Consider the following 26,423-nt stretch of genomic DNA (forward strand, 5'->3'; position numbering starts at 1 on the left):
CGCGCTCATGGCTGTGCCCTCTCCTCGCGCACGAGGCCGACGAAGATGTCCTCCAGCGAGCTCTGCTCGGTGTGGAGGTCGTTGAAGCGGATGCCCGCCGCCGCGAGGCCGGTCAGGAGCCCGGTGATGCCGGTGCGCTCGGCGCGGGTGTCGTAGGTGTAGACCAGCTCGGTCCCCTCCCCGCCGAGCGCCAGGCCGTAATCGGCGAGTTCCGGCGGTACCGCGGCGATCGGCTGCTGGAGGTGGAGCGTCAGCTGCTTGCGCCCGAGCTTGCGCATCAGCGCGGCCTTCTCCTCCACGAGGATGATCTCGCCCCGGCGGATCACGCCGATGCGGTCGGCCATCTCCTCGGCCTCCTCGATATAGTGGGTGGTGAGGATGACGGTGACGCCCTGCTGGCGCAGGTCGCGCACGAGGCGCCACATGTCCTGGCGCAGCTCCACGTCGACGCCCGCCGTGGGCTCGTCGAGGAACAGCACCCGGGGCTCGTGCGACAGCGCCTTGGCGATGAGCACCCGCCGCTTCATGCCGCCCGACAGGGTCATCAGCCGGCTGTCGCGCTTGTCCCAGAGGGACAGCGCCCGGAGGATCCGCTCGATATGCCCGGGATCCGGCCGCAGCCCGAACAGGCCGCGGGAGAAGCTCACGGTGTTCAGCACCGTCTCGAAGGCGTCGGTGGTGAGTTCCTGCGGGACGAGCCCGATGGCCCGGCGCGCGGCGCGGTAATCCGCCGCGATATCGTGGCCGTCGACCAGGACGGTCCCCGCACTCGCGGTGACGATCCCGCAGACGATGTTGATGAGCGTGGATTTGCCCGCTCCGTTCGGACCGAGCAGCGCGAAGATCTCGCCACGCTCGATGGCGAGGTCGATGTCGCGCAGGGCTGTGAAGCCGGACGTGTAGGTCTTCGACAGCTTCGAGATGGAGATGATCGGCATCAGAGCCTGGTGCGAGCGGGAGCGTGCACGGGTCCGGCAGCCATGCTCAGGCACCGGACACGCGAGGGGCCGGCCGAGCGGGGCGCCTCCGGCGGCGGGCGCCCCTATAGCATGGTGAATGACCGGCGCTGACCGAGCCCGTGTGCGCCACCGCACCGCGAGGGCGCCCGCCGCTCACCGGCGGCCGAGGCGCTCCGCCAGCGCGAGGCACTCCTTGCGGAGTTCCGGATCCCCGATGCGCGAGAAGGCGGTCAGCAGGGCGGCGCATTCCGCGGCGCTCGGGCCGCCGGCTGCCGGGGACCCCGGCGGCCCGCGGAAGATCGAGACCGGGACGTTCAGCGCGTGGGCGATCTGGCGAAGCAGCACTTCCCGCTCGTGAGCGGATTTCGCCGTGCCGTCGAGATCGAATCCGCCCGCGTCCGTCATGATCTCTTCGAAACCAGTCCTTCGGCCGAGCTCGGATGCACGGGATGCCCACAGACGCTGCTCACGCGGCGCGCGGCACGACCATCCACACTTTCTCGGCGGGTGCAACCTACCGTTATGGTATCAGCTTGGCAGGGCCGCACTGTCCAGAACGCGCGGACAGCCACCCCGGACCGAGATCTTGTGCCGCTCATCTGATATCGGCGAAGTCGGTTCGGCCTCCGTTCCTTATAGATAACCAGAAATACAATTGCCGGTAGCATGGTTCCGGCGCTAGGCCGCTCGCCGAAGCGTGATCAGCGCGGCCAGACCGACAAGCGTCGCCGCACCGAGGATCCTGCGCCAGGGATTCACGCCGCGCAGGAGCTCGTCGAGCGCCCACCATGTCAGCGCGATGTCGGCCCCGAAGGACAGGGAGGAGGCCGGCAGCCAGGGGGCCAGCTCGCCCCTGTCCCGGGCCAGCCAAGCCGCGAGGCTCAGGCCCGCGAAGAGCCAGAGCGGCAGGTTCGGCCACTGCGCCACGGTGATCGCGCCGGTGGTCCTGTCGCGAAACATCCAGTCGACGGCCCGCCCGAAGGTTGTGCGCGGACGTGGGGACATGGCTCGAACCTTCGTGAGTTCCGGCCGGCGCAGATCGTGCCGCCCCGCCGGACCAGAATGAGCCGACGGCTCCGGAAGAGGTCTTAACACATCGGTAACGTTAGCGAACGGAAACCGTCGGTAAATCCCTAACGGATCCTGAAAGGACTCGCGAAAAATTCGTTAATCTGGTGATCATCGGTCATCGGAACTGCAGCCAACCAGCCGAACATCGAGGATCGATCATGAGCGCCCGTCTCGAAGACCTGAAGTTCATGCTGACGCTCAGCGCCGTGGTCCTGCTCGGCAGCGGCCTCGACGTCATCCTGCGCTGATCGCGCCGGCCAACCCGTCGCGCTTTACCGCACCGCCGGACGTGAAGGCGCGTCCGAGCGCCGCGCGGGCGGCCGACGGCCGAGCCTCCGGAGCGCCGCCCCGGCCGGTCGTGTACGGGACGGCGATCAGCCGCGCGGCAGCATCCGCGGGACGGCGCATCCCCCCGATCTCGACAATCGGGATCTGTCCGGAGCGAAGGAAGCTCCGCAAGTCCGCGGCCCGCGCCCGCCGCTCCGTCCGCATCTTGAGCACGGCGATCACGAGGCCGGCCAGCCCGGCCGCCTCCAAGAACGCCGCGACCACGTAGCCCGCAGCCATCCGCTTCCACCAACTGTATCGAGGAGAGGCCGCCCTCGCGGCGGCCGCCACCGATCTGCGGGGTCATGGTTAGCGGGGCCTTAACGGCTGCGTAGAAGTCCGCAGATCGCGCCGGCGTCGACACTCGCCACCCGCGTCCGGGGCGCGGTGCGAGCCTTTCTCGCGCAACGACGATCGGGCGCCGCGCAGGGTCCGCGCGTCGCGCCCGGGAGTCCCTTCGGGAAGCCGTGAGGCTCCGCCGGAGCGCTACCACATGTCGAGGGCGACGCGGGCCTCGTCCGACATGCGGCTCTGGTCCCACGGCGGGTCGAAGACCATGGTCACCGCGCAGGACTGGACCCCGGGCACGGCGGACACGGCGTTCTCGACCCAGCCGGGCATCTCGCCCGCGACCGGGCAGCCGGGCGCCGTGAGGGTCATGTCGATCGCGACGACGCGATCGTCGCCGATATCGACCTTGTAGATCAGCCCGAGCTCGTAGATGTCGGCCGGAATCTCGGGATCGTAGACCGTCTTCAGCGCCGCGACGATGTCGTCGGTCAGGCGGTCCAGTTCCGCCTGCGGGATCGTCGAGTGGCCGGCGACGTCGGGGGCGTTCTTGCCGCCCGTGATGGTGGCGTCGGTGCTCATCGCTTCACTCTCCCCGGGCCCGCGCGGGCGGGACCAGCCTCATCCCAGTATCAGGTGAACAGCATTTCTGCTCTGCCGAGCGCCTCGGCAAGGGCATCGATCTCGGCGGTCGTGTTGTAAAGCCCGAACGAGGCGCGACAGGTCGAGGTGACGCCGAAGCGGTTGAGCAGCGGCATCGCGCAGTGGGTCCCGGCCCGCACCGCCACGCCCTGCCGGTCGATCACCGTGGCGATGTCGTGGGCGTGCGCGCCCTTCATCTCGAACGCGATCACGCCGCCCTTGCCCGGTGCGGTGCCGATGAGGCGCAGGGAATTCATCGCGCCGAGGCGCTCCTGCGCGTAGGCCGTGAGCTTCGCCTCGTGGGCGGCGATCGCGTCGCGCCCGAGATTCATCATGTACTCGAGCGCGGCGCCGAGACCGACCGCCTCGATGATGGCCGGGGTGCCGGCCTCGAACCGGTGGGGCGGATCGTTGTAGGTGATCGCGTCCTCGCTGACCGTCCGGATCATCTCGCCGCCGCCCTGGTAGGGCGGCAGGCGCTCCAGCCATTCCTTCTTGCCGTAGAGCACGCCGATCCCGGTCGGGCCGTAGACCTTGTGGCCGGTGAAGACGAAGAAGTCGCAATCGAGCACCCGCACGTCGACGGGCTGGTGCACCGCGCTCTGGGCCCCGTCGAGCAGGACCGGCACGCCGTGGGCGTGGGCAATGCGCACGATCTCGGCGGCGGGCGTCACCGTGCCGAGCACGTTCGACATGTGGGTGATCGCCACCATCTTGGTGCGGGGCGAGAACAGCTTCTCGTACTCCTCGACCAGGAAATTGCCCTGGTCGTCGACCGGCGCCCACTTGATCACGGCGCCCCGGCGCTCGCGCAGGAAGTGCCAGGGCACGATGTTGGAGTGGTGCTCCATGATCGAGAGGATGATCTCGTCCCCCTCCCCGATCAGGCCGGCCCAGCCCATCGACGAGGCCACGAGGTTGTAGGCCTCGGTGGCGTTGCGGGTGAAGATGATCTCGTCCGTCGAGGCGGCGTTGAGGAACTGGCGCGTGGTCTCGCGAGCGCCCTCGAAGCCCTCGGTGGCGGCGTTGGCCATGTAGTGCAGGCCGCGATGGACGTTGGCGTAGCCGGTCTCCATGCAGGAGACCATCGCGTCGATCACCTGCCGGGGCTTCTGCGCCGAGGCGGCGTTGTCGAGGTAGACGAGCGGCTTGCCGTAGACCTGCTGGCCCAGGATCGGGAAATCCTTCCGGATCGCCGCGACGTCGTAGGCGGGGGTGAGGACGGGTGCGTTCATGGTCGCGACCTTCCGAAGACTTCGCCGATCCCGGGAACAGCCCTCATCCTGAGGTGCCGGAGCGAAGCGGAGGCCTCGGAGGCCTCCGGCTGGCGTTGCGATTCCTGGACCCCATCCCGAGGCGCGCTGCCGCGGTGGCCTCGGGATGGGATCAGGCATCGAGAAGGGCCGGTCCGCGGAGCGGACCGGCCGGGTCCGATCAGCCGCGCGCCTGGAGCCAAGCCTCGATCTCGCCGATGAGCGCCGCGCGGGCGCCCTCGTGCGTGACCGCCTCGACGGCCTCGCCGACGAAGGCCTGGACGAGCAGGCTCTCGGCGGTCGCGCGCGGCAGGCCGCGGGCCATCAGGTAGAACAGCAGGTCCTCGTCCGGCGCACCGCAGGTGGCCCCGTGGCCGCAGGCGACGTCGTCGGCGAAGATCTCCAGCTCCGGCTTGTTCATCATCTGCCCCTCGTCGGTGAGGAGGAGGCAGTCGGACTTCATCTTGCCGTCGGTCTGCTGGGCGGCCTGACGGACGATGATCTTGCCCTGGAACACGCCGGTGGCGTCGCCGTCGATGATCCACTTGAACTGCTCGCGGCCGACGCCGCCGACAGCGGCGTGATCGGCGAGCAGCGTCGAGTCGGCGAGCTGACCCTTGCGCAGCATGGCGGCGCCGTTGACCACGACGTTGGTGTCGTCGCCCGCGACGTGGACGAAGATCTGGTGACGCGACAGCACCGCCCCGGTCACGAGGTTGACGGTCTCGACCTGACCCTCGGCCTCGACCTTCAGCGACAGGGTCGAGAGCGCGATGGTGGCGTCGCCCTGCTTGTTCAGGCGGGTGTGCCGGAAGGCGGCCTTGGGGCCGACCACCACGTCGAGGGCGTCGTTCGGCTGGCAGGTGAGCCCGTCCGGACCCTCGTGGCTTTCCAGGAGGCCGAATTCCGCGCCCTCGCCGATCTGGACGAGCACGCGGGTCGCCGTCGAGAACGGCGTGTTCCCGGCGCCCACGAAGCGCAGGTGCAGCGGCCGCGCCGGCTTCGCGCCGGGCGCCACCGTGATCAGCGCGCCGTCCGCCAGGAAGGCGGTGTTGAGCTGGTAGACCGGGTTCTCCCGGGCCTGCGCCACCGGCGCGAGCTGCTTCAGGTCGACATGCGCCTTCGTCAGCGCCTCGGACATCGGGACGACCGTGACCCCCTCGGGGATCCGGTCGAGATCCGACAGCTCGCGGACGAGATGGCCGTTCACGAAGGTCAGGCGCGCGGCCTCGATGCCGGCGAAGCCCTTCGCCCCGGCGACGGCCGCCCGGGCGGCGTCGAGGCTCGGCGCCTCGGCCGGGGGCGCGGCCTCGGTGATGGCGGCGCGCAGGTCCGTGTACTTGAAGGCCTCGACCCGCCGGCTCGGCAGGCCGGTCGCCTCGAAGAAGCGGAAGGCCTCCTCGCGGGCGATCGCCTTCTCGCTGGCGAAGCTCTGGCGGGCCGACTCGAACAGCTTCGACAGGCCGGCCTCGGCGGGGGAGCGGAGGTTGGTGACGTCGGCCATGGCTCAGGCCGCCTCCCCGGCGCGGTACTCGGCGTAGCCCGAGGCCTCGAGCTCGAGGGCGAGCTCCTTGCCGCCGGTCTTCACGATCTGGCCCTTCGACATGACGTGCACGGTGTCGGGCACGATGTGGTTGAGCAGCCGCTGGTAGTGGGTGATCACCAGGAACGAGCGGCCCTGGTCGCGGAGCGCGTTCACGCCCTCGGAGACGATCCGCAGGGCGTCGATGTCGAGGCCGGAATCGGTCTCGTCGAGCACGCAGAACTTCGGCTGCAGCAGCGCCATCTGGAGGATCTCCATGCGCTTCTTCTCGCCGCCGGAGAAGCCGACGTTGAGGGCGCGCTTGAGCATCTCCTTGTTGATCTCGAGCTTGTCGGCCGCGCCGTTCACCGCGCGGATGAAGTCCGGGGTCGACAGCTCGGCCTCGCCGCGCGCCTTGCGCTGCGCGTTCAGGCAGGCCTTGAGGAAGGTCATGGTGCCGACGCCGGGGATCTCCAGCGGGTACTGGAAGGCCAGGAAGATGCCGGCCGCGGCGCGCTCGTCGGCGGCCATCTCCAGAACGTTCTGCCCGTCGAGCAGGATCTCGCCGTCGAGAACCTCGTAATCCTCCTTGCCGGCGATGACGTAGGAGAGGGTCGACTTGCCCGAGCCGTTCGGGCCCATGATCGCCGCGACCTCGCCGTCGTTCACGGTCAGGTTGAGGCCGTTCAGGATGCGGTTGTCCTCGATCTGCACGACGAGGTTCTTGATTTCCAGCATGTCAGTCCAAGTCCTTCAAAACCATTCGTCCCGCATCGCCCGCAGGAACGCGGCGCTCCCGGCCGGGTAGCCGGAGAGGTCGCCGATCACCGCGTCGATGCCGCACCGGGGACAGAGGGCGGTGCCCTCATCGGCGATCCAGCCCGCGATCTCGTCCGGCGCGAAAACCTCGAGGCAGAAGAAGCATCCGCACAGGACGCTGCTCCTGACCTCGTCGGCGTGCCGCGCGCTGTGCCGATGGGCCGCCCGCAGCACGTCGTCGTCGTAACCGCCCAGGCGGTCAGCCCACCGAGCCTTCCAGGCTGATCGAGATCAGCTTCTGGGCCTCGACGGCGAACTCCATGGGCAACTGCTGCAGCACGTCCCGCACGAAGCCGTTGACGATGAGCGCGGTCGCCTCCTCCTCGGAGAGGCCGCGCTGCTGGCAGTAGAACTTTTGCTCCTCGGAAATCTTCGAGGTCGTCGCCTCATGCTCGAAGACGGCCGAGGCGTTCTTCGACTCGATGTAGGGCACGGTGTGCGCGCCGCATTGGTCGCCGATCAGCAGGGAGTCGCAGTTCGTGAAGTTGCGCGCGCCCTTGGCCTTCCGGTGCGCAGAGACGAGGCCCCGGTAGGTGTTCTGCGACCGGCCGGCCGAGATGCCCTTCGAGATGATCCGGCTCGTCGTGTTCTTGCCGAGATGGATCATCTTGGTGCCGGAATCGACCTGCTGCATGCCGTTCGACACCGCGATCGAGTAGAACTCGCCGCGGGAATCGTCGCCGCGCAGGATGCAGGACGGGTACTTCCAGGTGATCGCCGAGCCGGTCTCGACCTGCGTCCACGAGATCTTCGAGCGGGCGCCGCGGCAATCGCCGCGCTTCGTCACGAAGTTGTAGATGCCGCCCTTGCCCTCGTTGTCGCCCGGGTACCAGTTCTGAACGGTCGAGTACTTGATCTCAGCATCGTCCAGGGCGACCAGCTCGACCACCGCGGCGTGGAGCTGGTTGTCGTCGCGCTTCGGGGCGGTGCAACCCTCGAGATACGAAACGTAGGAGCCCTTGTCGGCGATGATCAGCGTGCGCTCGAACTGGCCGGTGTCGCGCTCGTTGATGCGGAAGTAGGTCGACAGCTCCATCGGGCAGCGCACGCCCGGCGGGATGTAGACGAACGACCCGTCGGAGAAGACGGCCGAATTCAGCGTCGCGAAGAAGTTGTCGGTCACAGGCACGACCGAGCCGAGGTACTTCTGCACGAGCTCGGGATGCTCGCGCACCGCCTCGGAGATCGGCATGAAGATCACGCCGGCCTTCTCCAGCTCCTTCTTGAAGGTGGTGGCCACCGAGACCGAATCGAACACGGCGTCGACCGCGACCCGGCGCTCGGGGGCGATGCCCTCCAGCACCTCGACCTCGCGCAGCGGGATGCCGAGCTTCTCGTAGGTCTTCAGGATCTCGGGATCGATCTCGTCGAGCGATTCCGGTCCCTGCCGCTTCGGGGCGGCGTAGTAGTAGATGTCGTTGTAGTCGACCTTGTCGTAGGAGACGCGGGCCCACTCCGGCTCCTTCATGGTCAGCCAGCGCCGGTAGGCGTCGAGGCGCCACTCCAGCAGCCACGCGGGCTCGTTCTTCTTGGCCGAGATGAAGCGGACGACGTCCTCGGAGATGCCCTTCTCGGACTTCTCCATCTCGATCGTCGTCTCGAACCCGTACTTGTACTGGTCGAGGTCGATCGAGCGGACCCGGTCGATGGTTTCCTGCACAGCAGGCATCAGCGTCTCCTAGGCATCTCCGGCGTCAAGGGCCGGGAAGCGACTGTCGGAAAGCGGGGGGGCGGCGCTCAGGCCGCCTGACCTCGCCGTCTATATAGGGTCTCCACGACCCGTTCGAAGGCGTCGAGGAAGCATGCCACCTCCTCGTCCACCGTGTTCCAGCCGAGGCTGACGCGCAGCGCCCCCCCGGCGAGGTCGGAACCGACGCCCATCGCGGCGAGCGTCGCCGAGCGCGCGACCTTGCCCGACGAGCAGGCCGAGCCCGACGACACCGCCACGCCGGCGAGGTCGAGGGCGATCAGGGCCGAGGGCGCGTCGAGCCCCGGGACCGAGAAACTCAGGGTGTTGGGCAGGCGCGGCGCCCCGGCGGCGAACACCACCGCGTCCGGCGCCATGGTGCGCACGCCGGCCTCGATCCGGTCCCGGAGCGCGGAGAGGCGCGCCGCCTCCGCGTCGAGCGCCGCGCGGGCGATCCGGGCAGCCTCGCCCATGCCGACGATGGCCGGCAGGCACTCGGTGCCGCAGCGCAGCCGCCGCTCCTGGCCGCCCCCGCGCAGGAAGGCGCTCTCCAGGCTGACGCCCTCGGCCAGGACCAGCGCGCCGACCCCCTTGGGCGCCGCGAACTTGTGGCCCGAGAGGGTCAGCGCGTCGAGGCCGAGCGCCGCCATGTCGAGGGGGATCTTGCCGACGGCCTGCACGGCGTCGCTGTGGACCAGGGTCCGGCCGTGCGCCCGCGCCAGGCCGACGATCTCGGCCAGCGGCTGCACCGCGCCGGTCTCGTTGTTGGCGGCATGGACCGAGAGGACCAGGGTCTCGTCGGCGAGAGCACCCAGGCGCGCCTCCAGGGCGGCGAGATCGACCACGCCGTCGGCGGTGACCGGGACTTCCTCAACGGCCGCGTCCGGGAACCGGTGACCGGCCGCAACGCAGGGATGCTCCGTGGCGGAGTGGAGCAGCCGCCTCGGGGCCGCCGCGCCGCCGCGACGGAGAGCGCCCGACAGGACCGCGTTCGCCGCCTCGGTCCCGCCGCTGGTGAAGACGACCTGCTCGGGCCGGGCGTTCACGAGTGCCGCCACCTGGGTGCGGGCCGCTTCGAGGGCGGCCCTGGCCGCCCGTCCCTCCGCATGGATCGAGGACGGGTTTCCGAGGAGCGTGAGCGCGCGCGCGACCGCCTCCGCGACGTCCGGGCGGACCGGCGCGGTGGCGTTGTAGTCGAGATAGGCGCGTGCCCGGCTCATCCGCGTTCCGTTAAGCCCTCTGCTGCGGCGCGTCACAATTCCTTGCCCGCGCGCCGGCTCGCCGTGCTAAGGCGCGCCGAGACAATGAGATCCCGCCGACCCGGCACGGTCGGCGTGGCAGCCAACGCGGTGCTTCGGACGGGTTGTTTAGAGCAGTTCTAATCGCCTAGAACTGTTCTAAGACTGCTTTTATGGTGCGCGCGCGACGAGTCAAGGCTGCTGCGCCGCCGGGCCGATAGCCCGGCGGGCGATCTCCGGAGCGAGAGACGAGCGATGCCCGAAGTGATCTTCACCGGCCCGGCCGGCCGCCTGGAAGGCCGTTACCAAGCCCCCAAGAAGCGCGGCGCGCCGATCGCCATCATCCTGCACCCGCACCCCCAGTTCGGGGGCACGATGAACAATCAGATCGTGTACAACCTGTTTTACACGTTCGCCAATCGCGGTTTCGCGGCCCTGCGCTTCAATTTCCGCGGGGTGGGACGCAGCCAGGGGTCGTTCGACCACGGCTCGGGCGAGCTGTCGGACGCCGCGGCCGCCCTCGACTGGGTGCAATCGGTCAACCCGGAGGCGAAGTCCTGCTGGATCGCCGGCGTGTCCTTCGGCTCGTGGATCGGGATGCAGCTCCTGATGCGCCGCCCCGAGATCGAGGGATTCATCTCCATCGCCGCCATGGCGAACCGCTACGACTTCACCTTCCTGGCCCCCTGCCCCTCCTCCGGCCTGTTCGTGCACGGCTCCGAGGACCGGGTCGCGCCCGCCCGCGAGGTCATGCCGGTGATCGAGAAGGTGAAGACCCAGAAGGGCGTCATCATCGAGCACCAGATGGTCGAGGGCGCCAACCATTTCTTCGACGGCAGGGTCGAGGAACTGACACAGACGGTCGACACCTACCTCGACAAGCGCCTCGGCAAGCGCGAGGAGGCGGCCTGACGGATCCGGCCCCGCGCCTTGACGGGGGGAGCCCCGGAGGAATAGGGCGCGGGTTTCGGAATTGAGACGCACCTTCGCAGGTCTGATGTCAGATAGCTCGTCCGACCACCCCGTCGTTCTCCTCGTGGAAGATGACGGCCTCCTTCTGATGGAGGCCTCGGACACCCTCGCGGATGCGGGCTTCACCGTCGTCGAGGCGACGCATGCCGACAAGGCGCTGAAGGTCCTGGAGAACCGCGACGACGTCGGCGTCCTGATGACCGACGTCGACATGCCGCAGGGATCGATGGACGGCTTCGCCCTGGCCCGCCTCGTCGCGCATCGCTGGCCCTCGATACCCGTGCTGGTGGTATCGGGCATGGGCACGCCCGGTCCCAACGACATGCCGGAGGGCGCCCGGTTCATCCCGAAGCCCTACGAGCCGACCACCCTGGTCCGGACCCTGCAGGCCTTCATCCGCCGCGCGGCTTGACGCACGGATCCGCTCGGGCTGACACCCGGTCCGGGCCCTGAACACCCGACCGAGAGCCATGACGGACAAGAACAGACCGCACCGCTTCGCGACCCGGGCCATACACGCCGGCGCGGCGCCCGATCCCGCCACGGGCGCCCGGGTCCAGCCGATCTACTTCACCAACGGCTTCGTCTTCGACTCGACCGAGCAGGCCGCCGACATCTTCGCGGGCCGCCGGACCGGCTTCTCCTACTCGCGCGGATCCAACCCGACGGTCGCCGCGCTGGAGCGTCGGATCGCCGATCTTGAGGGCGCGAAGGCGGGCGTGGCGGTGTCCTCCGGACAATCGGCCATGCAGCTCATTCTGATGACGCTGTTGAAGAGCGGCGACGCCTACGTCGCGTCGCCGCGCCTGTTCGGCGGGTCGCTCGGCCTGATGCGCCGGCTCGACGGGCGCTACGACCTGAAGCCGCGCTTCGCGCGCGGTATCGCCCCGGAGGATTTCGAGGCGGCGATCACCCCGGACTGCCGGGCCATCTTCTGCGAATCGATCGTGAACCCCTGCGCGTCGGTGGTGGACCTCGACGGCATCGCCGCGGTGGCCCGCCGCCACAACCTGCCGCTCGTCGTCGACAACACCCTCGCCTCGCCGGCCCTGATCCGGCCGATCGAGCACGGCGCCGACATCGTCTGGCACTCCACCTCGAAGTTCCTGAGCGGCTCCGGCCAGACCATCGGCGGCGTGATCTGCGACGCCGGCCGCTTCGACTGGGCGAAGGCCGGCGGCTACAACCTGATCACCGAGCCCTGGCCGGACTATGACGGGCTGGTGCTCACCGAGGCCTTCCCGGCGACCCCCTTCGCGGCGGCGTGCCGGTTCTTCGGCCTGCGGGACCTCGGGCCCGGCCTGTCGCCGATGAACGCGTTCCTGACGCTCATGGGGATCGAGACCCTGCCGCTGCGCATGGAGCGGCACTGCGCCAATGCGCGGGCGGTGGCGGCCTTCCTGAAGGATCACCCGGCCGTGGCCTGGGTGAGCTACCCGATGTTGCCGGGCCAGACCGGCGAGGACCTCGCCCGCCGCTACACCCCGGACGGGCCGGGCTCGATCTTCACCTTCGCGCTGAAGGGCGGCGAGCCTGCGGCGCTGCAGTTCATCGCCGGGCTGGAGCTGATCTCCCACTTGGTGAACATCGGCGAGATCAAGTCGCTGGCGATCCACCCGTCCTCGACCACGCACCGGCAGCTGCCGGAGCACGAGAAGGCCGCCGCGCAGGTCGGGCCCGAGACCGTGCGGCTGTCGGTCGGGCTGGAGAACGAGGCCGACCTGATCGCCGATCTCCAGCAGGCGCTGGATCGCCTGTAGTCGTCATCGCGAGCGCAGCGAAGCGACCCAGAGCCGCGCGATCTCGACGATCGTGGCGCCGCTGGATTGCTTCGCGCCGCCCGCGAGGACGGCCACGGCGGGCAGGGAGTGGCCGCAACCGGGATGGCCTCAGCGCCGCCGCTCCAGGATCGACACGTAGTTGGCGACCGCCGCACCGCCCATGTTGAAGATCCCGGCGAGCTCCGCCCCGGGCACCTGCATCTCGCCGGCCTCGCCCATGAGCTGAAGGCAGGCCATGACGTGCATCGACACGCCGGTCGCCCCCACGGGGTGACCCTTGGCCTTCAACCCGCCGGACGGGTTGATCGGCAGCCGGCCCCCCTTCTCGGCGAGCCCCTCGCGCACGACGCGAAACCCCTCGCCCGGGGCGGCGAGACCCATCGCCTCGTACTCGATCAGCTCGGCAATGGTGAAGCAGTCGTGGGTCTCCACGAAGGAGAGGTCCTCGTTGGCGATCCCGGCCTGGGCCCGCGCCTTCTCCCAGGCCATTCGCGCGCCCTTGAACTCCGCCGGGTCGCGGCGGGACAGGGGCAGGATGTCATTGACGTGCGCGCGCGCGCGGAAGCCGATCGCCCGCTCCAGGCCCTCGGCGGTCTCGGCATCGGCCACCACAAGCGCCGCCGCCCCGTCCGAGATCAGCGAGCAGTCCGTGCGCCGCAGGGGGGCGGCCACGTAGGGGTTCTTGTCCGAGACCCGGTTGCAGAAGTCGAAGCCGAGGTCCTTGCGCAACTGCGCGTAGGGGTTGCCGACGCCGTTGCGGTGGTTCTTGGCGGCGATGCGGGCCAGCTCCTCGCTGCGGTCGCCGTAGCGCTGGAAGTAGCCCGCCGCGATCCGCCCGAACACGCCCGCGAAGCCGCCCTCGATGTCGGCCTCCTCCTTCCGGTAGGAGGCGCCCAGCAGGATGTCGCCGGTCTCGGCGACGGTCTTGGCGGTCATCTTCTCGGCGCCGATCACCAGGGCCACGCGGCCGCGGCCGCTGTCGACGAAGTCGAGGGCCGCGTAGAGCGCCGCCGACCCGGTGGCGCAGGCGTTCTCCAGGTGGGTCGCAGGCGCGTGGGCGAGGCCCGGCCGGTTCACCGCCACCAGCGAGCCCTCGAAGCCCTGCTTCGAGAAGCCGGTGTTCATCGAGCCCACGTAGATGCCGTCGACCTGCGCCTCCTCGACGCCGGCATGGGCCAGCGCCTCCCCCGAGACCCGGGCGATCAGCCCCTCGACATCGGGCTCCTCGAGCTTGCCGAAGGGGGTGTGGGCCCAGCCCACGATGCAGGCGCGCGTCATCCGGTGACCTCCCGTGTGTGGACAGGACGATGGGCCCGCCGCGGCCGGCGATCAAGACAGGGCGCGGGTTCTTCGACGCGCCGGACCCGTCCGGAGGAGGGCCGCTCGGGCCCGCTCAGCGCAGGTGGAAGGCGACCCACGCGACGCCGACCAGCACCAGCGCGGTCAGCAGCGCGCGGCCGAGCGCGCGGCGACCTCTCACGGGGCGAACAGCTCCGGATGGCGTGCGCGGAGCGCCAGGATCAGGGCCAGCGTCTTGAGGTCGGTGATCTCGGCGCGGTCGGCGCGTGCGGCGAGCTCGGCCAGCGGCATCTCGACCACCCGGATGTTCTCGTGCTCGCCCTCGGCCCCGCCACCCGCCTCCGCGCGATCCGCCCGGTCGTAGGGCGCGAGGTAGAGGTGGATCTTCTCGGTGGTCAGGCTGGCGCAGGAATAGGTGGCGCCGACGAACTCGAGCGCCCGCAGGCGCAGGCCCACCTCCTCCAGCGCCTCCCGGCGGGCGTTCTCCTCCGGGCTGCCGGCGTCGATCAGGCCCGCCGGTGCCTCCAGCTGGACCTGCTCGCCGGCCGCGAAAAGCGGCGGCACCCGCAGCTCGCGCACCAGCGTCGCGACCTTCCGCTCCGGGTCGTAGGGCAGGATCCCGACCGAGTCGCCGTGGTCCTCGATCTCGCGCTCGACGACGGCGCCGTCGGCGAGGCGCACCCGCGCGATCCCGAAGCGGCTCCAGCCCTCGTGGACGAAGCGGACAGTGAGGATCTCAGCTTTCATGGGCACGCCCCCCCTCATCGCCTTACACGGAACCGTGTCCTCGGGTTCCGGGAACGCCGGCGCCCGCGGCCACGTTTGGTCGGACACGCGCATGGTCACGCTTCCGCGGGGCGCGCCGGTCAGGATCGATGCGGACAGGATCGACGCAGGCAGGATCGACGCAGGCAGGACCGATCGGCGGGCTCGGGAAGCGTTCGCGGCGCGACGGCGCAGCGATCTGGGTCGTCCTCGCCCTCACCTACATGGTCTTCGCCGGCTCGGTGAGCCTGAACGAGGGGATGGCCGCCGTCGGCTGCGCCAGTCTCGGCACGCTCTGGTGGTGGGGCGTCGGACGGCGCGGCGGGCTGCGCTTCCGCTTCGACCGTGAGGCGCTCCGCCCGCTCGGCCCCGCCATCCGCGACATGCCGCGCCAGAGCGCCCGCGTCGGGCTGCGCCTCCTGCGCGCGGTCCTCGGTCGCGCCGGCGGCGGCGCGACCCGGGAGCGGAGCGCCGCCGAGATCGCCTGGGCCACGCCGGAGGGCGAGGCGGCGCCGGCCGCTCGGGCGGTCGGGCTTCTGGCCGCGTCGCTCGCCCCCGACAGCTACGTGCTCACCCTCGACCGCGCGCACGGAACCGTGGTGACGCACGGCCTGGAGGAGGCGCGATGAGCGTCTGGACGGTCGCCATCCTGGCGCTGCTGCCGCCGCTCGCGGTGGCCGCGGCGCTCGCGTGGCGGGGCAGACCCGGCCAGCGTTTCGCCGCCTACCAGCTCGCCGGCAGCGTCACGGTCCTGATCCTGACGCTGATGGCCTTCGCCACCGACCAGGCGTCGATCACCGATCTCGCCCTCACCCTGGTCCTGCTCAACCTGCCCGGCACGATGCTGCTCGCGGTCTTCTTGGAGCGCTGGATATGAGCGTCGCGATCGGCTCGGTCCTGGCCCTTGCCGTGGCGGCCGCGTGGCTCGCAGCCCTCGCCCTCTGGCGCCTGCCCCGGGCGCTCGACCGGATGCACGCCGTCGCGTTCCTGAACGTGGCAGCCGCGATCCTCGTGACGGTGACGGCCTTCCTCGCGGACGGCGTCTCCGGGCGCTCGCTCAAGATCCTGGTGATGATGGTGGTGTTCCTCGCCTGGGCGGCGGTGCTGTCGCACGTCTCCGGCCGGGCCGTGCTGATGCGCGAGGGCCGCTCGGCATGACGGTCATCCTGCCGCTACTCTTCCTGCTCACCGCGGTCTCCGGCACCGCCGTGGTCCTCGTGCGCGACCCCGCGCGGCAGGTCTTCGCCATCGCGGTCAACGGGCTCGTCCTGGCGATCCTGTTCGACGCCCTCCAGGCCCCCGACGTCGCGCTCTCGGAGCTGGCGGTCGGTTCGGCGGCGGTGCCGCTCCTCTTCCTCGTGGCCCTGATGGCCGTGCGGACGCAGCCGCCCGAGGAGGAATCGTGAGCCCGCGCGCCCGCGTCGTGCTCCTGGCCCTCGCGGGCCTCGTGCTTCTCCCGGGCGCGGCCGCAGTGATCGCCGGCCTGCCGCCCTTCGGGTCGACGATCGCCCAGTACGGCGCGCGCATCAACGCGATCGTTCCGGAGGCCCGGCACGTCGCCAACATGGTGAGTGCCATCAACTTCGACCTGCGCGGCCTCGACACCCTCGGCGAGGAATTCATGCTGCTCGCCGCCATCACCGGGACAGTGGTGCTGCTGCGCGGGCGGCGCGGCGAGGGCAGCTCCGAGCGCGCCATGCGCCGGCCCGGCCGGGCCGTGATCCCGCGCTCCGAGGCGGTGGTGCTGGCCTGCCGCGTCGCCGGCCCGCTCACCGCGCTGTTCGGCCTCTACGTCGTGCTGCACGCGACCGTCACGCCCGGCGGCGGCTTCCAGGGTGGCGTCATCCTCGCCTCCGGAACCCTGCTGATCTACCTCGGCGAGGGCTATGCCGGCTGGCGCGACGCCATCCGCAGCCACTGGCTCGACGCGCTGGAGGGGGGCGGCGCGCTGCTCTTCGCGCTGTGCGGGCTGGTGCCGATGCTCACCGGCGCCGCCTTCATGCAGAACATCCTGCCGCTCGGCACCTTCCGCGACCTGTTCTCGGGCGGCCTGATGCTGGTCGAGAATCTCGGCGTTGCCCTCGCGGTGACGGGCGGTTTCACGCAGCTCTTCCTGGAATTCATGGAGGAGACCCGCGAGGCCGACGCGCCCGAGGAGCCGGGGGAGGAATCCGCGTGAGCGCGGTCACCAGTGTCCTGCCCTACGCGGTCGCCGCGTGGCTGTTCGGGATCGGCCTCTACGGCATCGCCACGAGCCGCAACTTCATCCACCTCGTGGGCTGCCTCGGCGTGTGCCAATCGGCGACCTACGTGCTCCTGCTCGGCCTCGGCTATCGCTGGGGCAGCATCGCGCCGATCTTCTACGACCACCCGCCGGGGACGCCCGCCGTGGACCCGGTGATGCAGGCGCTGGTGCTCACCGACATCGTGGTCGGCGCGACGCTCACCGCCCTCCTCCTCGTCCTGACCATTCAGGCCTACAAGCGCGGCGGCAGCCTGGACCCGGAGAAGCTCCGACCGATGCGCGCGGGCGGCAAGTCCGGGCGCGACGCAGGGTCCAGCCGCGTGCGCGACGCGGAGCGGAAAGTCCCGTGACCGCCTTCCCGGCCGCCCTCCTGCCCCTGCCCGTCGCGATCCCGCTCGTGGTCTGCGCCGCGATGCTGGCGACCGCGCACGTCCTGCCCGGCCGCCTGCCCGACATCCTGGCGACGCTGGCGGCGCTCACCGTCGCGGTGCTCTGCGGCTTCATCGCCACCCGCGCCGCCGACGGGCCGCTGGTGTACTGGTTCGGCGGCTGGGAGCCGCGCGACGGGGTCCATCTCGGTATCGGCTTCTCGGTGGACGAGGCCAGCGGCTGGGTCGCGGCCTTCATCGGGCTGCTCTACGCCCTGACATTCGTGTTCGCCTGGGGCTTCTTCGACCGCACCCACGGCCACTTCCACATCCTGATGCTGCTGTTCCTGGCCGCCATGGTCGGGTTCTGCTTCACCCGTGACATGTTCAACCTGTTCGTGTGGTTCGAGGTGATGAGCGTCGCGGCTTTCGCGCTCACGGCCTACCATCTGGCCGAATCGGCGCTGGCAGGCGCCATCAACTTCACGGTGGTGAACAGCCTCGCGGGCTTCCTGATGCTCGGCGGCATCGGCCTGATCTACGCCCAGACCGGCACGCTCGACTTCGAGGGCATCGCGGCCGCGGTGGCGCGGGGCGGCCGGGATCCGGTGGTGGCCGGGGCGTTCTGCCTCGTCGCGGCCGCCCTGATGATCAAGGGCGCGATCGTGCCGTTCCAGTTCTGGCTCGCCGACGCGCACGCGGTCGCGCCGAGCCCGGTCTCGGTGATCTTCTCCGGATCGATGGTCTCGCTCGGCCTGTTCGGCCTCGCGAAGGTGAGCGCCGTCGTGTTCGGCGGCTCCGATCAGGTCCAGCACGCCCTGCCGGGGCTCCTCATCGGCCTGGGCAGCTTCACCGCCCTCCTGGGCGGCTGGATGGCGCTGCTGCAGCGGCACCTCAAGCGGCTGCTCGCCTTCTCGACCATCTCGCACGCCGGCATCATGCTCACCGGCCTCGGCGCCCTCTCGGTTGACGGGACCGGCGGGATGCTCGTCTACGTGGTCGGGCACGGGCTGGTGAAGGGCGCCCTGTTCATGATCGCCGGCATCCTGCTCGCCACCCAGGCCAGCATCGACGAGATCGCGCTGCGCGGCCTCGGGCGGGGGATCTGGCCCGCCGGCGTCGCCATGGCTCTGGCCGGGCTGCTGCTCTGCGGCCTGCCCCTCGGTGTGCTCGACCAGGGCACGCGCCTCGTCCAGGGCACGCTCTGGCAGCAGGGGCACGGGGTCGCGCTGGCGGCCGGCGCCATCGGCGCGGCGCTTACCGGGGCCGCGGTGCTGCGGGCCGCGGGCCGGATCTTCCTCGGGCTCGGGCCAGATCCCGGCGACGAGGCCGGGGCCCCGAGCGCGGACGAGCGCGAGAAGGCCAACCGGCCGCTCTGGCTGATGCTGGCGCCGTGCTGCCTTCTCCTCGCGCTCGATATCGGTCTGCCGGCGGGCCTGATCGAGCACGCTCTCCCGCGGGCGGCGTCGGCCTTCATGCACCGGCCGACCGTGCACGCGCTGGCGGAGGGGCCAGGCTGGCTCCCCTGGGCCTCGGTCGCCGCCGCCCTGGCCGGCGCGGGATACGGGCTGTTCCGCAGACACCTGCCCGCGTTCGTGGTCCGGCCGGTCAGCGCGACGCAATCCGCGCCGACCCGCGCGCTGGAAATGCTCCATAGCGGCTTGATCGGCGATTACGCCGCCTGGCTCGCCGTGGGCGTGGCGGCGATCGCGGCCGTGCTGGCCATCGCCTGAGCGCGCCCGTCGCCGCGCGCCTCAGCCGACGGGCTCAAGCCGGCACAGGCCATCGGCCAGCGGCTCGCTCGTGTATGCTTTCGGGAAAGGCCTGGGGGAAGTGGTGCCGCAAGAGGGATTCGAACCCCCGACCCCCTCATTACGAAACACGGGTTACTCAGCAGATTAGTTGACAGAATTGCTTACCGGTCGTCAGAAGCGTTGATTGATGAAGGGTTTGTGCACGCATACCCTCTCATCGTAAGGACAGGATCGCGACGAACCTCCGTCCGTCTGCTTACTATGTGCTTACCGGAACGGCGATGCGCCTGACGAACCAAACCGCCGCAGCTGTGCAGCTCCCGGCCGGGCGCGACCGCATCGTGGTCTTCGACGATGACCTGCCCGGCTTCGGGCTGAGCGTGAGCAAGGGCGGCTCGCGGATGTGGGTGGTCCAGTACCGGAACGCCCTCGGCCAATCGAAGCGGGAATCGCTGGGCAAGGTCGGGCTGCTCTCGGCGACTGATGCTCGGCGCGCGGCGAGCGAACGGCTGGCCCGGGCGAAGCTCGGGGAGGATCCGCACGCCGAGAAGGCGAAGGCCAAGGCCCGAGTCGCAGTGACCTACGGCGCCATGGTTGACCCGTACCTCGACGCGGTCTCGCCGCATCTCCGGCCTGCCTACCTCGCCGAGGCCGGGCGCTACCTGCGCACGGTCTGGAAGCCGCTTCACAAGCTGCCGCTCCACACGGTCAGCCGGCGGGAGATCACTGAGCACCTAGGCAAGATCCGGCGCGAGACCGGCCCACACGCGGCGAATCGCGCCCGCTCGGCTCTCTCGGCGCATTTCGCATGGCTGGTCGGCACCGGGGCGGCCGAGCTGAACCCGGTCATGGGCGTGCCGAAGCCGGCGCCGGAGGTGCGCCGCGCGCGGGTGCTGACCGAGGACGAGTTCGCCCGGGTAATGAAGGCCTGCCGAAACGACGACTTCGGCCGAATCGTCCGGCTGCTGCTGATGACTGGCCAGCGCCGCGACGAGGTCGCCGACATGGCCTGGGCCGAGCTGAATCTCGCCGGCGCGGTGTGGTCCCTGCCGGACGCGCGGGTGAAGAACGGCCAGGGCCACGATGTGCCCTTGTCGGCCCCTGCCCTGAAGATCCTCGCGGCGACAGACCGGATCGAGGGGCGCTCGCTCGTGTTCGGCCAGGGCGAAGGCGGATTCCAGGGGTTCTCGCGGGCGAAGGCCTCGCTCGACAAGCGGTCCGGCGTGACGGGCTGGCGGCTGCACGACCTGCGCCGCACGGCCGCGACTGTCATGGCCGACCGCCTCAAGGTGCTGCCGCACGTCGTCGAGGCGGTGCTCAACCACATCTCCGGCCACAAGGCGGGCGTGGCCGGCATCTACAACCGGGCGCTCTACGCCACGGAGAAGCGCGAGGCCCTAGACCTGCTCGGCGCCTACCTCACGGGTCTTGAGCCACGCGTCGAGGTCGCCGCGACGGACCCCCAGACGGCGCTCGCTCAGCCGGAGAAGGGTCGGCCCGTTGCCGTCCTTGCACATCCGGCGAAGCGTCGCCGCGCTAAGGCCTAGCTCGCGGGCGGCCGCCTGGAACGGCACGACGTGTCGCGCAGTGTCGGTCATGGCCTCCTCTCCTTCGTCTCATCGCTGCCGGTGAGGGCAGCCAGAACCGCGTCGCGCGCGGTTCCATGATAGGCGCGGGGCAGCGGCGCCCCGCGGATTGTCCTCTCGGCGTGGGTGACGCCGCGGTTCGTCTGCGACTTCGCGCCGGTCAGGATCGGCGGCCCGAATTGCTTCTCCAAGCTATAGGCGACCATCTAATAGTCTTCTCCGCGAACCAAGACGGCTGGGGCCGAGTAATCGACGGCAACCAAGCTGCTGTTCAGCCAGCCCCAGTCGGACGCTTTGTATTCGAAGGGGCAATCTTCCCCGCCTGGAATGTAGTCCCAGTCTGGGAACGTATCTTCCTCGATCCGACGGCTCTTCTCTTTCTCGCTGAGCGGCTCAGCGGCGGGCATCAGCAGAAATTGTCCATCTGCACGGCATGCGAGAACCGGACAGAGTATGCGCTTGCGCTCCGGCGTCGCCTCAGCCCAGATCCGTGCCTCGAAGCGGTTGCATCGACGGCCTCTGTGGTGCCGCGCGATCTTCAGCGCGTAGCCGCCGATGATCAGGACGAGGCGGGTGGTGCCTGCTTTCTTCAACATCACAACCGCACCTCCCCGCCGAACAGATCTCCCTTTGCGCCTTCGGTTTCGGCCTCCGCGCGGAGCTTGCGCGCGATCGCTTCCATGAGCGCGGTCTGACGGTCGGCCAGGGCCTGCGTCATTCGCTTGGCCTCGACCCATCGCGGATAGGCGCGTCGGCGCTGTGCAAGCTCACGCTCGGCGCAAGCGGCGAGGTCGGCGGTGGTGAAGGGCTCAGCCACGGGCGCCTCCCGTCGCGTGGGCGCGACCCTTCGCAATGCACAGCCGAAAAACCTGTCGGCCGCTAGAATGATCGCCTGACGGCGGGCCACTCCGCGTTGCTACGGCAAGCCCACTATGCGTGAGCGATTTCTGTTTCGGTCGGACTGGCGCGCGTCGGATCGCCGTGTTCTGCTGGCCGCCCTGCTCGGCCACTACGCTGCTGCCTATACCTTCTGCGCGGTGACGATGCTCTCCGGGTTCGTAGACGACTTCCACGAACAAGGCTTGTCCGTATTCGCGGGAGCGAGCTGGGGTCGTGCAGCGGAGATCGTCTTGACAGCTCCTGTGGTGACTGGCCTGCTCGGATTTTGGGGGGCTGTCGTGATCAGTCCATCGCTTCTCTTCACTCTGCCCATCACGAGGTGGGCTGCCCGGAAGCTCGATACAGCCGCCCTGCCGACGGTGGCGATCGGTATCGTGCCGGGCTTCTTGATCGGGCTTTTCGTTTTCTGGTCCGCGCCAAGGATCGAACCTGCCTTCCTGGTGTCGTCCGCTATAAGCGGGGCCGCCTTCGCATGGGTTGTTTGGATGCTCTGCATCCGGCCACGCCAGACGTAGAGAGTTCGCAAGTCCCGTAGGCGCCGGGAACTTCGGCTCGCGCGGGATGGTGCTGGCCTCGGCCATGCTCCTACTCCGCGATCAGAGAGATGAGGGCCGAAAAACTGTCCTTTCGATGCGGTTTCACGGATCTAAAAAAATTGACCGGATATACGAAACTGATCACTCAATAGCCTTGTGCTCAGATCCTGTTCGAGGAGGTCCGAGCCATGACGATCACCACCTCGATCAACGCCGTCGGGCCGGTGCGGGCGACGGAGATGATCCAATCGGCACGAGCTGAGGCCGCGCTCGAACACAGAGAGGGACTGCATACCGTCACGGCGGCTGTGCAAGGGCCCGACGATGAGAGTATTCAGGGGAGGAAGGGCGGTTTGAACCTTCCCCCGGCGCAGAAGCGTGTGGTCGACATCACCGTCTGAGACCGATTCGACCATAGGGCTACTCCGCGGCTGTAAGGAGAGAAGCCGGAGCGGGTCGGGCTGACCGCTTCCGGGCGGGGAAGAGCGCGGGCATGGTCGCCCGGGTCGCCTCCCTGGTTATGCGCGCCACCGAGACCGGTCTGGCTCATCCGCGCCTGCTCCCGGGCGATGCGGATCCGCCCGCCAATTCGGGCGTCGAGGTCGGTGCAGCGCTTCGGGCTGGCCACAGGCGCAAAATATGAGTCGTCGACCAGTGTGCGATTTAAGACTTCCAACGGAGATGAGAGCGATAATCTAGGCGCGAAATAGAAAGTTGAGCGCCTATAAATGCCCCACGAGAGACGCGTCCGCCCGAGAACCGAGACGGACCTGACTGGCCGTATCGTGCCGAATTTCGGTCGAGCCGTGGGCTGCAAGGTCTTGGACCGATCGCCCGGCGGCGCGCAGCTCCGCGTGAACAGCGTCTTCGGTCTCCCTGAGACGTTCATGCTAGAGATCCCGCAGACCGAGGAGCGCATCAACGCGCGCGTGGTCTGGCGCTCGGCGGGCAATCTGGGGGTGGTGCTCGAGGAGCCAGCGCGGCTGTCGATGTAGCGGCGGGCGGACATCAGGCGGCCTCGGCCGTTCCGATCGCCAAGAGGGCCGACGTCCGCTCCGCAACTTCGCCAAGGAAGGCGTGAACCGCGGCCTCGTCGCTGGCGATCTGCGCGTCGTCGCGGCGCAGCCGCTTGACCCACAACCGCAGCGCCGGCGGCACGTTCGGGTGCCACGAGGCGAAGTCGCACCATGCCCGGCCCGTGCAGGCCATCTGCCAGCGCATCTGCGGCCGGTGCGCCTCCGGGATCTCCCCCGCGAGCAGCGTCTCCAGATGGGTGCGCAGCGTCGGGCATTTGAACTCGACGAGGCCGTCCGTACCGACGAGCCGGTCCGGGCTGGCCCCGGCCATTTCGATCGTCGGGTGGTCGACGAACCCGACTTTCACGGTGTCGACGCCGTACAGGAACTCGTAGGCGTCGCAGGCCTGGGGCTCCCGTTCCGAGCCCTCGATCATCGCGGCCGTGAGATGGTGCTGCGTCGCGAGGCCGGTCAGGCGCTCGCCCACGAGCTCCATCAGGTAGCGCTCGCGCTCCGCGGTTGGCTTGCCGTCGCGCTTGACCGCCAGCACGTCGGCCACGCGCGAGGCTGTGACCTTGCCGCAGCGGGCGTCCAGCCACGCGGGGCTGCCCTGGATCATCTCCGCCATGTCAGCGACCCTCCGGCCGGGCACGCCGGGCGACGGCGCGCTCGATGGCGTCCAGGGCCTCGCCGTAGAGGCTGGCTGGAAGGTCGGGCACGCTCTCGACGGCGAAGACGCGCAGGAACTTCGCCGGGGCGATGCCGTGCTCGGTGAGAAGGTTGCGCAGCGTCTCCGCCTGTGCGTCCGAGATCACGTCCGCAGACGCGTCCGCTCGGGAGGCCCCGTCGGTGTCGTCCGGATCGTTGGTCAGGGCGATGTTGAAGACCTGCAGGACGAGGTAGCGGCGGGCGTAGGTGATCGCCGACCCGATGCCCTGGATGGGCGTCTTGTTGGCCTTCCCCTGTGCGCCCGCCGTGTCGGGCGGCAGATCCAGGTGGTAGGCGCGCTCGTGGCCGGCCTCGTGGGCGCAGGTGCATATCACCCGCAGATGCCCCTGGATCGGCGACGCCTCGGTGTCGAACGAGAGCGAGAAGCCGTGCCGGGCGATGACCGGCTGCGTGGCCCGCGCGATCGTCTCCAGGCGCGCGTAGGGAGCGCCGGAATGCGTGTTCCGGGCATCGCGCAGGACGCGCGGCAGCTCGGCCTGACAGGCCGCCATGGCGGCGATGAAGGCCACCCGGGCGCGCTCGGCCCGATCTTCCCGGGCCATGACCAGGAACCGTTCGACCCGGTCGGGATCGACGTTCGGATCGCGCGCCATCCGCTCGATTTTCGAGAGGACCGTGGCACCCTCGCTCGGCGAGGCCGCTGTCACGGCCTGGGACGCCGCCTCGGTGGCGACGATCTGCATCTGCGGCTGGCTCACCGGCTCCTCTCCCCTCTCTCTTGCTGCTGGCGGTCACCGGCGCCGCCCGGTCGTGATGGTGCCGAGATCGGCCAGGATGGCGGCGCGGTCGGCGTCGGTCTGGGCCAGCCGGTGCGCGTGCAGTTCGGTCACGGCTGGCGGCAGGCCATCGATCAGGGCCTGCGCGGAAGCGAGGCCGCGGACGATCGAGACGCCGCGGATCTCGGCGAGGCCGGAGTCGTCCCGGCCCACCAGCATCACGACGGCGTCGCACAGCTCCTCGGCATCGACGGCCGGGACGGGCAGGACCCGTACGACGTAGCGGCGGCCGGACCGGCCGCGCCAAGCGGACAGGGGCATGATGGGGCTCCCGCGCAGGCCCGCAGTGGAGCGCAGGCGCTCCTCGCGTGGCAGGCGTTCGGCGGCCGCCCGATCGGCCGGCGCGATCTGGAGGGCGAAGCGGCGGGCCGCCTGCTGGTTGGCGATGACGGCCGCCTGCGCGTCCAGTCGATCAAGCCGTTCCTCGAGGGTCATATGATCGAAGGCATGGCCGGCCATGGTCAGGCGGCCTCGCGGATCTGGTCGGCTTCACAATCCGCGATTGCCGCCAGCTCTTCGGCCTCCTCGGCTTCGCGCTCCTCAATCCAGTGGCGTGCGGCCGCGATGCAGTCGAAGCCCTCGGCTTCGAGGCCGCAGGCGCTGCGGACCGCGTAGGCGCGATCCAGAACGACGATCCAGCGGTCCTCAGACACGGATGGGAGGTGGACGCTTCCGCCCGAAGCGGAGGCCCCGAAGGTGAGGCTGATGTGAGATTGGGCGGCTTCGGACACGAGAAGCTCCATCGCGGCGGGCGATGCAGCTTTGTACGCATGAAGCGTACGTATCGTCAACGCATAAAGCGTACGATCGGACAAAACGTACGAACGATCAGGCCGTTTGGCCTGCGGGTACGTCAATCCCTTGTTGAGGCCTGCGCATAAGCCTGCGATCGGCAGGAACGGCCTGACCGCCCGTCAGAATGATTGCCGGTCCATGGAATTCGGCCACGCTCTGAAGCCACTGCACTGCCGAGCGGCGCGCAGGCGGTGGCGGCGAGCGTCGCGGGGTAGCCGACAACGAAGAGGGTATCGAATAGGCCGCCGCGCACGTCCTCTCCGGATCGTGGCGTCGGATCTATGCCGGTCGATACCAGCCCGTGACGATCCCGAGGATGCGGACATGGTCCTCGCCGGCGCCGAAATCGAGCGCCTGCTGGTGATCTGGATGCGTGCTATCCGGGTACAGGAGGACCTGGTCTCCGTCGGACCGGACCTTCTTGATGGTCCACTCGATGAAGTCGCCGCGCGACCGCTCGACATGGACGTATTTCCCGTTCGGCGGTGCGTGCCGGCCCTCTCCGTAGCGCTGACAGATAGCATAATGCCCATCCGGCGCCACTTTATTCAGCGATAGTCCAACAATTCGAAGGACGTACTGCCCGGCTTTATTGACGTAATGCTCGTTCGGGACAGAGATCCAGTCCTCCGGCTCGTCTAAAGACGGGCTTCTCTCCATCCAGTTGCTCGCATGTGCTGGTCCCATGACGGGCAACATGCCGGAACGAATCAGGAGGACGCTAGATGCTGCGTCCCGGGGTTCATGGGGCGGCAGCTTCAAAATTGTGGACGCCGCAAGAGGCATGGTCTCGAGCTGCGCCATCCACGCGCCGTGATCCGCGTCGCCATGCACGAGCACGATCAGTTCGGCCGGCTGAATCGGCGGCGTCCCCTTACCGACAAGAGCGCGGGCGAGCTTGGCCGCCACCTTCGGCTGAAGCGACTCGATCGTCTGATCCTCGAAGTAGCGCTGGATGCTGGATCGGCCCCGGTAACCGGCCTCCCGAGCCACCTGCTCGAGGGACATGCCGGCACGCTCGCGCAGGTGGGCGAGACGTTCCGCGACGGGCCGGGCGCTGGTCGTGACCATGGCGCAGCTATGACGCACAGGGTC

General features: G+C 69.5%; 35 protein-coding genes and 1 pseudogene. 14 read left to right on the forward strand and 22 right to left on the reverse strand.

Going from position 1 to position 26,423, the window contains the following annotated elements; all coding sequences use genetic code 11:
* Window positions 1-5 precede the first annotated feature (5 nt).
* The 11 genes from ACLBX8_RS00245 to ACLBX8_RS00295 all read right to left on the reverse strand — a co-directional run bounded on the left by ACLBX8_RS00245 (window position 6) and on the right by ACLBX8_RS00295 (window position 9,788).
* A complete protein-coding gene (locus ACLBX8_RS00245; protein ID WP_042673784.1) occupies window positions 6-941 on the reverse strand; it encodes an ABC transporter ATP-binding protein in 936 nt (311 codons plus the stop codon).
* A 171-nt stretch (window positions 942-1,112) separates the two neighbouring features.
* A complete protein-coding gene (locus ACLBX8_RS00250) occupies window positions 1,113-1,364 on the reverse strand; it encodes a hypothetical protein (protein WP_447714465.1) in 252 nt (83 codons plus the stop codon).
* Between the two features lie 273 nt (window positions 1,365-1,637).
* Window positions 1,638-1,964: a hypothetical protein gene (locus tag ACLBX8_RS00255; RefSeq protein WP_447697535.1), complete on the reverse strand. Its 327-nt coding sequence runs from the start codon at window positions 1,962-1,964 to the stop codon at window positions 1,638-1,640.
* 300 nt (window positions 1,965-2,264) lie between these two features.
* Window positions 2,265-2,597 (reverse strand): hypothetical protein, encoded by a 333-nt coding sequence (locus ACLBX8_RS00260; RefSeq protein WP_447714466.1) that lies wholly within the window; start codon window positions 2,595-2,597, stop codon window positions 2,265-2,267.
* Window positions 2,598-2,843: 246 nt separating this feature from the next.
* Window positions 2,844-3,227: an SUF system Fe-S cluster assembly protein gene (locus tag ACLBX8_RS00265; RefSeq protein WP_447714467.1), complete on the reverse strand. Its 384-nt coding sequence runs from the start codon at window positions 3,225-3,227 to the stop codon at window positions 2,844-2,846.
* A 50-nt stretch (window positions 3,228-3,277) separates the two neighbouring features.
* Window positions 3,278-4,522, reverse strand: a complete 1,245-nt coding sequence (locus ACLBX8_RS00270) for a cysteine desulfurase (RefSeq protein ID WP_447714468.1) — start codon at window positions 4,520-4,522, stop codon at window positions 3,278-3,280.
* A 199-nt stretch (window positions 4,523-4,721) separates the two neighbouring features.
* A complete protein-coding gene (locus tag ACLBX8_RS00275) occupies window positions 4,722-6,044 on the reverse strand; it encodes a SufB/SufD family protein (RefSeq protein WP_447714469.1) in 1,323 nt (440 codons plus the stop codon).
* A gap of 3 nt (window positions 6,045-6,047) precedes the next feature.
* Window positions 6,048-6,800, reverse strand: coding sequence for a Fe-S cluster assembly ATPase SufC (gene sufC, locus ACLBX8_RS00280; protein ID WP_447695100.1), 753 nt, complete (start codon window positions 6,798-6,800; stop codon window positions 6,048-6,050).
* A gap of 15 nt (window positions 6,801-6,815) precedes the next feature.
* On the reverse strand, window positions 6,816-7,055 hold the full coding sequence (locus tag ACLBX8_RS00285; protein WP_020093413.1) for a hypothetical protein: 240 nt from the start codon (window positions 7,053-7,055) through the stop codon (window positions 6,816-6,818).
* Between the two features lie 25 nt (window positions 7,056-7,080).
* Window positions 7,081-8,550, reverse strand: a complete 1,470-nt coding sequence (gene sufB / locus ACLBX8_RS00290; RefSeq protein ID WP_026604969.1) for a Fe-S cluster assembly protein SufB — start codon at window positions 8,548-8,550, stop codon at window positions 7,081-7,083.
* A gap of 68 nt (window positions 8,551-8,618) precedes the next feature.
* The gene (locus tag ACLBX8_RS00295) at window positions 8,619-9,788 is read right to left on the reverse strand and encodes a cysteine desulfurase family protein (RefSeq protein ID WP_447697538.1); all 1,170 of its coding nucleotides are present in this window, start codon (window positions 9,786-9,788) and stop codon (window positions 8,619-8,621) included.
* Between the two features lie 273 nt (window positions 9,789-10,061).
* Between ACLBX8_RS00295 and ACLBX8_RS00300 the strand changes: the two genes are divergently transcribed.
* The 3 genes from ACLBX8_RS00300 to ACLBX8_RS00310 all read left to right on the forward strand — a co-directional run bounded on the left by ACLBX8_RS00300 (window position 10,062) and on the right by ACLBX8_RS00310 (window position 12,538).
* Complete coding sequence (locus ACLBX8_RS00300; protein ID WP_447697539.1) at window positions 10,062-10,718, forward strand: alpha/beta hydrolase; 657 nt, start codon at window positions 10,062-10,064, stop codon at window positions 10,716-10,718.
* Window positions 10,719-10,803: 85 nt separating this feature from the next.
* Window positions 10,804-11,190 carry a response regulator gene (locus ACLBX8_RS00305; RefSeq protein ID WP_447697540.1) on the forward strand — a complete coding sequence of 129 codons (387 nt, stop codon included), beginning with the start codon at window positions 10,804-10,806 and terminating at the stop codon, window positions 11,188-11,190.
* Between the two features lie 58 nt (window positions 11,191-11,248).
* A complete protein-coding gene (locus ACLBX8_RS00310) occupies window positions 11,249-12,538 on the forward strand; it encodes an O-acetylhomoserine aminocarboxypropyltransferase/cysteine synthase family protein (protein ID WP_447697541.1) in 1,290 nt (429 codons plus the stop codon).
* 129 nt (window positions 12,539-12,667) lie between these two features.
* Here ACLBX8_RS00310 and ACLBX8_RS00315 read toward each other — a convergent pair whose 3' ends face one another.
* Together ACLBX8_RS00315 and ACLBX8_RS00320 are read right to left on the reverse strand one after the other, a co-directional pair.
* Window positions 12,668-13,837 (reverse strand): acetyl-CoA acetyltransferase, encoded by a 1,170-nt coding sequence (locus tag ACLBX8_RS00315; RefSeq protein ID WP_447697542.1) that lies wholly within the window; start codon window positions 13,835-13,837, stop codon window positions 12,668-12,670.
* A gap of 198 nt (window positions 13,838-14,035) precedes the next feature.
* A complete protein-coding gene (locus ACLBX8_RS00320) occupies window positions 14,036-14,605 on the reverse strand; it encodes an NUDIX domain-containing protein (protein ID WP_447698123.1) in 570 nt (189 codons plus the stop codon).
* Window positions 14,606-14,733: 128 nt separating this feature from the next.
* On the opposite strand from ACLBX8_RS00320, the gene ACLBX8_RS00325 reads away from it, so the two are divergent.
* The 8 genes and pseudogenes from ACLBX8_RS00325 to ACLBX8_RS00360 all read left to right on the forward strand — a co-directional run.
* Complete coding sequence (locus ACLBX8_RS00325) at window positions 14,734-15,252, forward strand: hypothetical protein (RefSeq protein ID WP_447697543.1); 519 nt, start codon at window positions 14,734-14,736, stop codon at window positions 15,250-15,252.
* Entirely contained in the window at window positions 15,249-15,500 is a 252-nt protein-coding gene (locus tag ACLBX8_RS00330; protein ID WP_012317693.1) for a monovalent cation/H+ antiporter complex subunit F, read from the forward strand. The genes ACLBX8_RS00325 and ACLBX8_RS00330 overlap by 4 nt, the downstream gene beginning before the upstream one ends.
* Window positions 15,497-15,781: a monovalent cation/H(+) antiporter subunit G gene (locus tag ACLBX8_RS00335; RefSeq protein ID WP_447697544.1), complete on the forward strand. Its 285-nt coding sequence runs from the start codon at window positions 15,497-15,499 to the stop codon at window positions 15,779-15,781. The genes ACLBX8_RS00330 and ACLBX8_RS00335 overlap by 4 nt, the downstream gene beginning before the upstream one ends.
* Window positions 15,778-16,029 carry a Na(+)/H(+) antiporter subunit B gene (locus tag ACLBX8_RS00340; RefSeq protein ID WP_020093423.1) on the forward strand — a complete coding sequence of 84 codons (252 nt, stop codon included), beginning with the start codon at window positions 15,778-15,780 and terminating at the stop codon, window positions 16,027-16,029. Before ACLBX8_RS00335 ends, ACLBX8_RS00340 begins: the two co-directional genes overlap by 4 nt.
* Window positions 16,026-16,802 (forward strand): MnhB domain-containing protein, encoded by a 777-nt coding sequence (locus ACLBX8_RS00345; protein ID WP_447697545.1) that lies wholly within the window; start codon window positions 16,026-16,028, stop codon window positions 16,800-16,802. The genes ACLBX8_RS00340 and ACLBX8_RS00345 overlap by 4 nt, the downstream gene beginning before the upstream one ends.
* Window positions 16,799-17,218: a sodium:proton antiporter gene (locus ACLBX8_RS00350; RefSeq protein ID WP_447714470.1), complete on the forward strand. Its 420-nt coding sequence runs from the start codon at window positions 16,799-16,801 to the stop codon at window positions 17,216-17,218. Before ACLBX8_RS00345 ends, ACLBX8_RS00350 begins: the two co-directional genes overlap by 4 nt.
* On the forward strand, window positions 17,215-18,969 hold the full coding sequence (locus ACLBX8_RS00355; RefSeq protein WP_447697547.1) for a complex I subunit 5 family protein: 1,755 nt from the start codon (window positions 17,215-17,217) through the stop codon (window positions 18,967-18,969). The genes ACLBX8_RS00350 and ACLBX8_RS00355 overlap by 4 nt, the downstream gene beginning before the upstream one ends.
* Window positions 18,970-19,271: 302 nt before the next feature.
* Window positions 19,272-20,312: pseudogene (locus ACLBX8_RS00360) on the forward strand (tyrosine-type recombinase/integrase); the annotation flags it as partial.
* A 75-nt stretch (window positions 20,313-20,387) separates the two neighbouring features.
* Here the strand turns inward: ACLBX8_RS00360 and ACLBX8_RS00365 are convergent.
* From ACLBX8_RS00365 to ACLBX8_RS00380, 4 genes are read right to left on the reverse strand one after another with little or no spacing between them, the layout of a single operon-like run.
* Window positions 20,388-20,588: a helix-turn-helix transcriptional regulator gene (locus ACLBX8_RS00365; protein WP_447697548.1), complete on the reverse strand. Its 201-nt coding sequence runs from the start codon at window positions 20,586-20,588 to the stop codon at window positions 20,388-20,390.
* On the reverse strand, window positions 20,585-20,782 hold the full coding sequence (locus tag ACLBX8_RS00370; protein ID WP_447697549.1) for a hypothetical protein: 198 nt from the start codon (window positions 20,780-20,782) through the stop codon (window positions 20,585-20,587). The genes ACLBX8_RS00365 and ACLBX8_RS00370 overlap by 4 nt, the downstream gene beginning before the upstream one ends.
* Window positions 20,783-21,172: a hypothetical protein gene (locus ACLBX8_RS00375; RefSeq protein WP_447697550.1), complete on the reverse strand. Its 390-nt coding sequence runs from the start codon at window positions 21,170-21,172 to the stop codon at window positions 20,783-20,785.
* Entirely contained in the window at window positions 21,172-21,393 is a 222-nt protein-coding gene (locus ACLBX8_RS00380) for a hypothetical protein (RefSeq protein WP_447697551.1), read from the reverse strand. Before ACLBX8_RS00380 ends, ACLBX8_RS00375 begins: the two co-directional genes overlap by 1 nt.
* A 115-nt stretch (window positions 21,394-21,508) precedes the next feature.
* Between ACLBX8_RS00380 and ACLBX8_RS00385 the strand changes: the two genes are divergently transcribed.
* The 3 genes from ACLBX8_RS00385 to ACLBX8_RS00395 all read left to right on the forward strand — a co-directional run bounded on the left by ACLBX8_RS00385 (window position 21,509) and on the right by ACLBX8_RS00395 (window position 23,007).
* Window positions 21,509-21,991, forward strand: coding sequence for a hypothetical protein (locus tag ACLBX8_RS00385; RefSeq protein ID WP_447697552.1), 483 nt, complete (start codon window positions 21,509-21,511; stop codon window positions 21,989-21,991).
* 209 nt (window positions 21,992-22,200) lie between these two features.
* A complete protein-coding gene (locus ACLBX8_RS00390) occupies window positions 22,201-22,413 on the forward strand; it encodes a hypothetical protein (protein ID WP_447714471.1) in 213 nt (70 codons plus the stop codon).
* Window positions 22,414-22,740: 327 nt separating this feature from the next.
* On the forward strand, window positions 22,741-23,007 hold the full coding sequence (locus ACLBX8_RS00395) for a PilZ domain-containing protein (RefSeq protein WP_447697554.1): 267 nt from the start codon (window positions 22,741-22,743) through the stop codon (window positions 23,005-23,007).
* Between the two features lie 13 nt (window positions 23,008-23,020).
* Here ACLBX8_RS00395 and ACLBX8_RS00400 read toward each other — a convergent pair whose 3' ends face one another.
* The 5 genes from ACLBX8_RS00400 to ACLBX8_RS00420 all read right to left on the reverse strand — a co-directional run bounded on the left by ACLBX8_RS00400 (window position 23,021) and on the right by ACLBX8_RS00420 (window position 26,399).
* On the reverse strand, window positions 23,021-23,656 hold the full coding sequence (locus ACLBX8_RS00400) for a lambda exonuclease family protein (RefSeq protein ID WP_447714472.1): 636 nt from the start codon (window positions 23,654-23,656) through the stop codon (window positions 23,021-23,023).
* A gap of 1 nt (window position 23,657) precedes the next feature.
* Window positions 23,658-24,455 carry an ERF family protein gene (locus tag ACLBX8_RS00405; protein WP_447714473.1) on the reverse strand — a complete coding sequence of 266 codons (798 nt, stop codon included), beginning with the start codon at window positions 24,453-24,455 and terminating at the stop codon, window positions 23,658-23,660.
* Between the two features lie 33 nt (window positions 24,456-24,488).
* Complete coding sequence (locus ACLBX8_RS00410; RefSeq protein ID WP_447714474.1) at window positions 24,489-24,992, reverse strand: hypothetical protein; 504 nt, start codon at window positions 24,990-24,992, stop codon at window positions 24,489-24,491.
* 2 nt (window positions 24,993-24,994) lie between these two features.
* Window positions 24,995-25,264 carry a hypothetical protein gene (locus ACLBX8_RS00415; RefSeq protein ID WP_447697558.1) on the reverse strand — a complete coding sequence of 90 codons (270 nt, stop codon included), beginning with the start codon at window positions 25,262-25,264 and terminating at the stop codon, window positions 24,995-24,997.
* Window positions 25,265-25,607: 343 nt separating this feature from the next.
* On the reverse strand, window positions 25,608-26,399 hold the full coding sequence (locus ACLBX8_RS00420; protein ID WP_447697559.1) for a helix-turn-helix domain-containing protein: 792 nt from the start codon (window positions 26,397-26,399) through the stop codon (window positions 25,608-25,610).
* Window positions 26,400-26,423 lie beyond the last annotated feature (24 nt).

The organism is Methylobacterium sp. D48H (genome assembly GCF_053345715.1).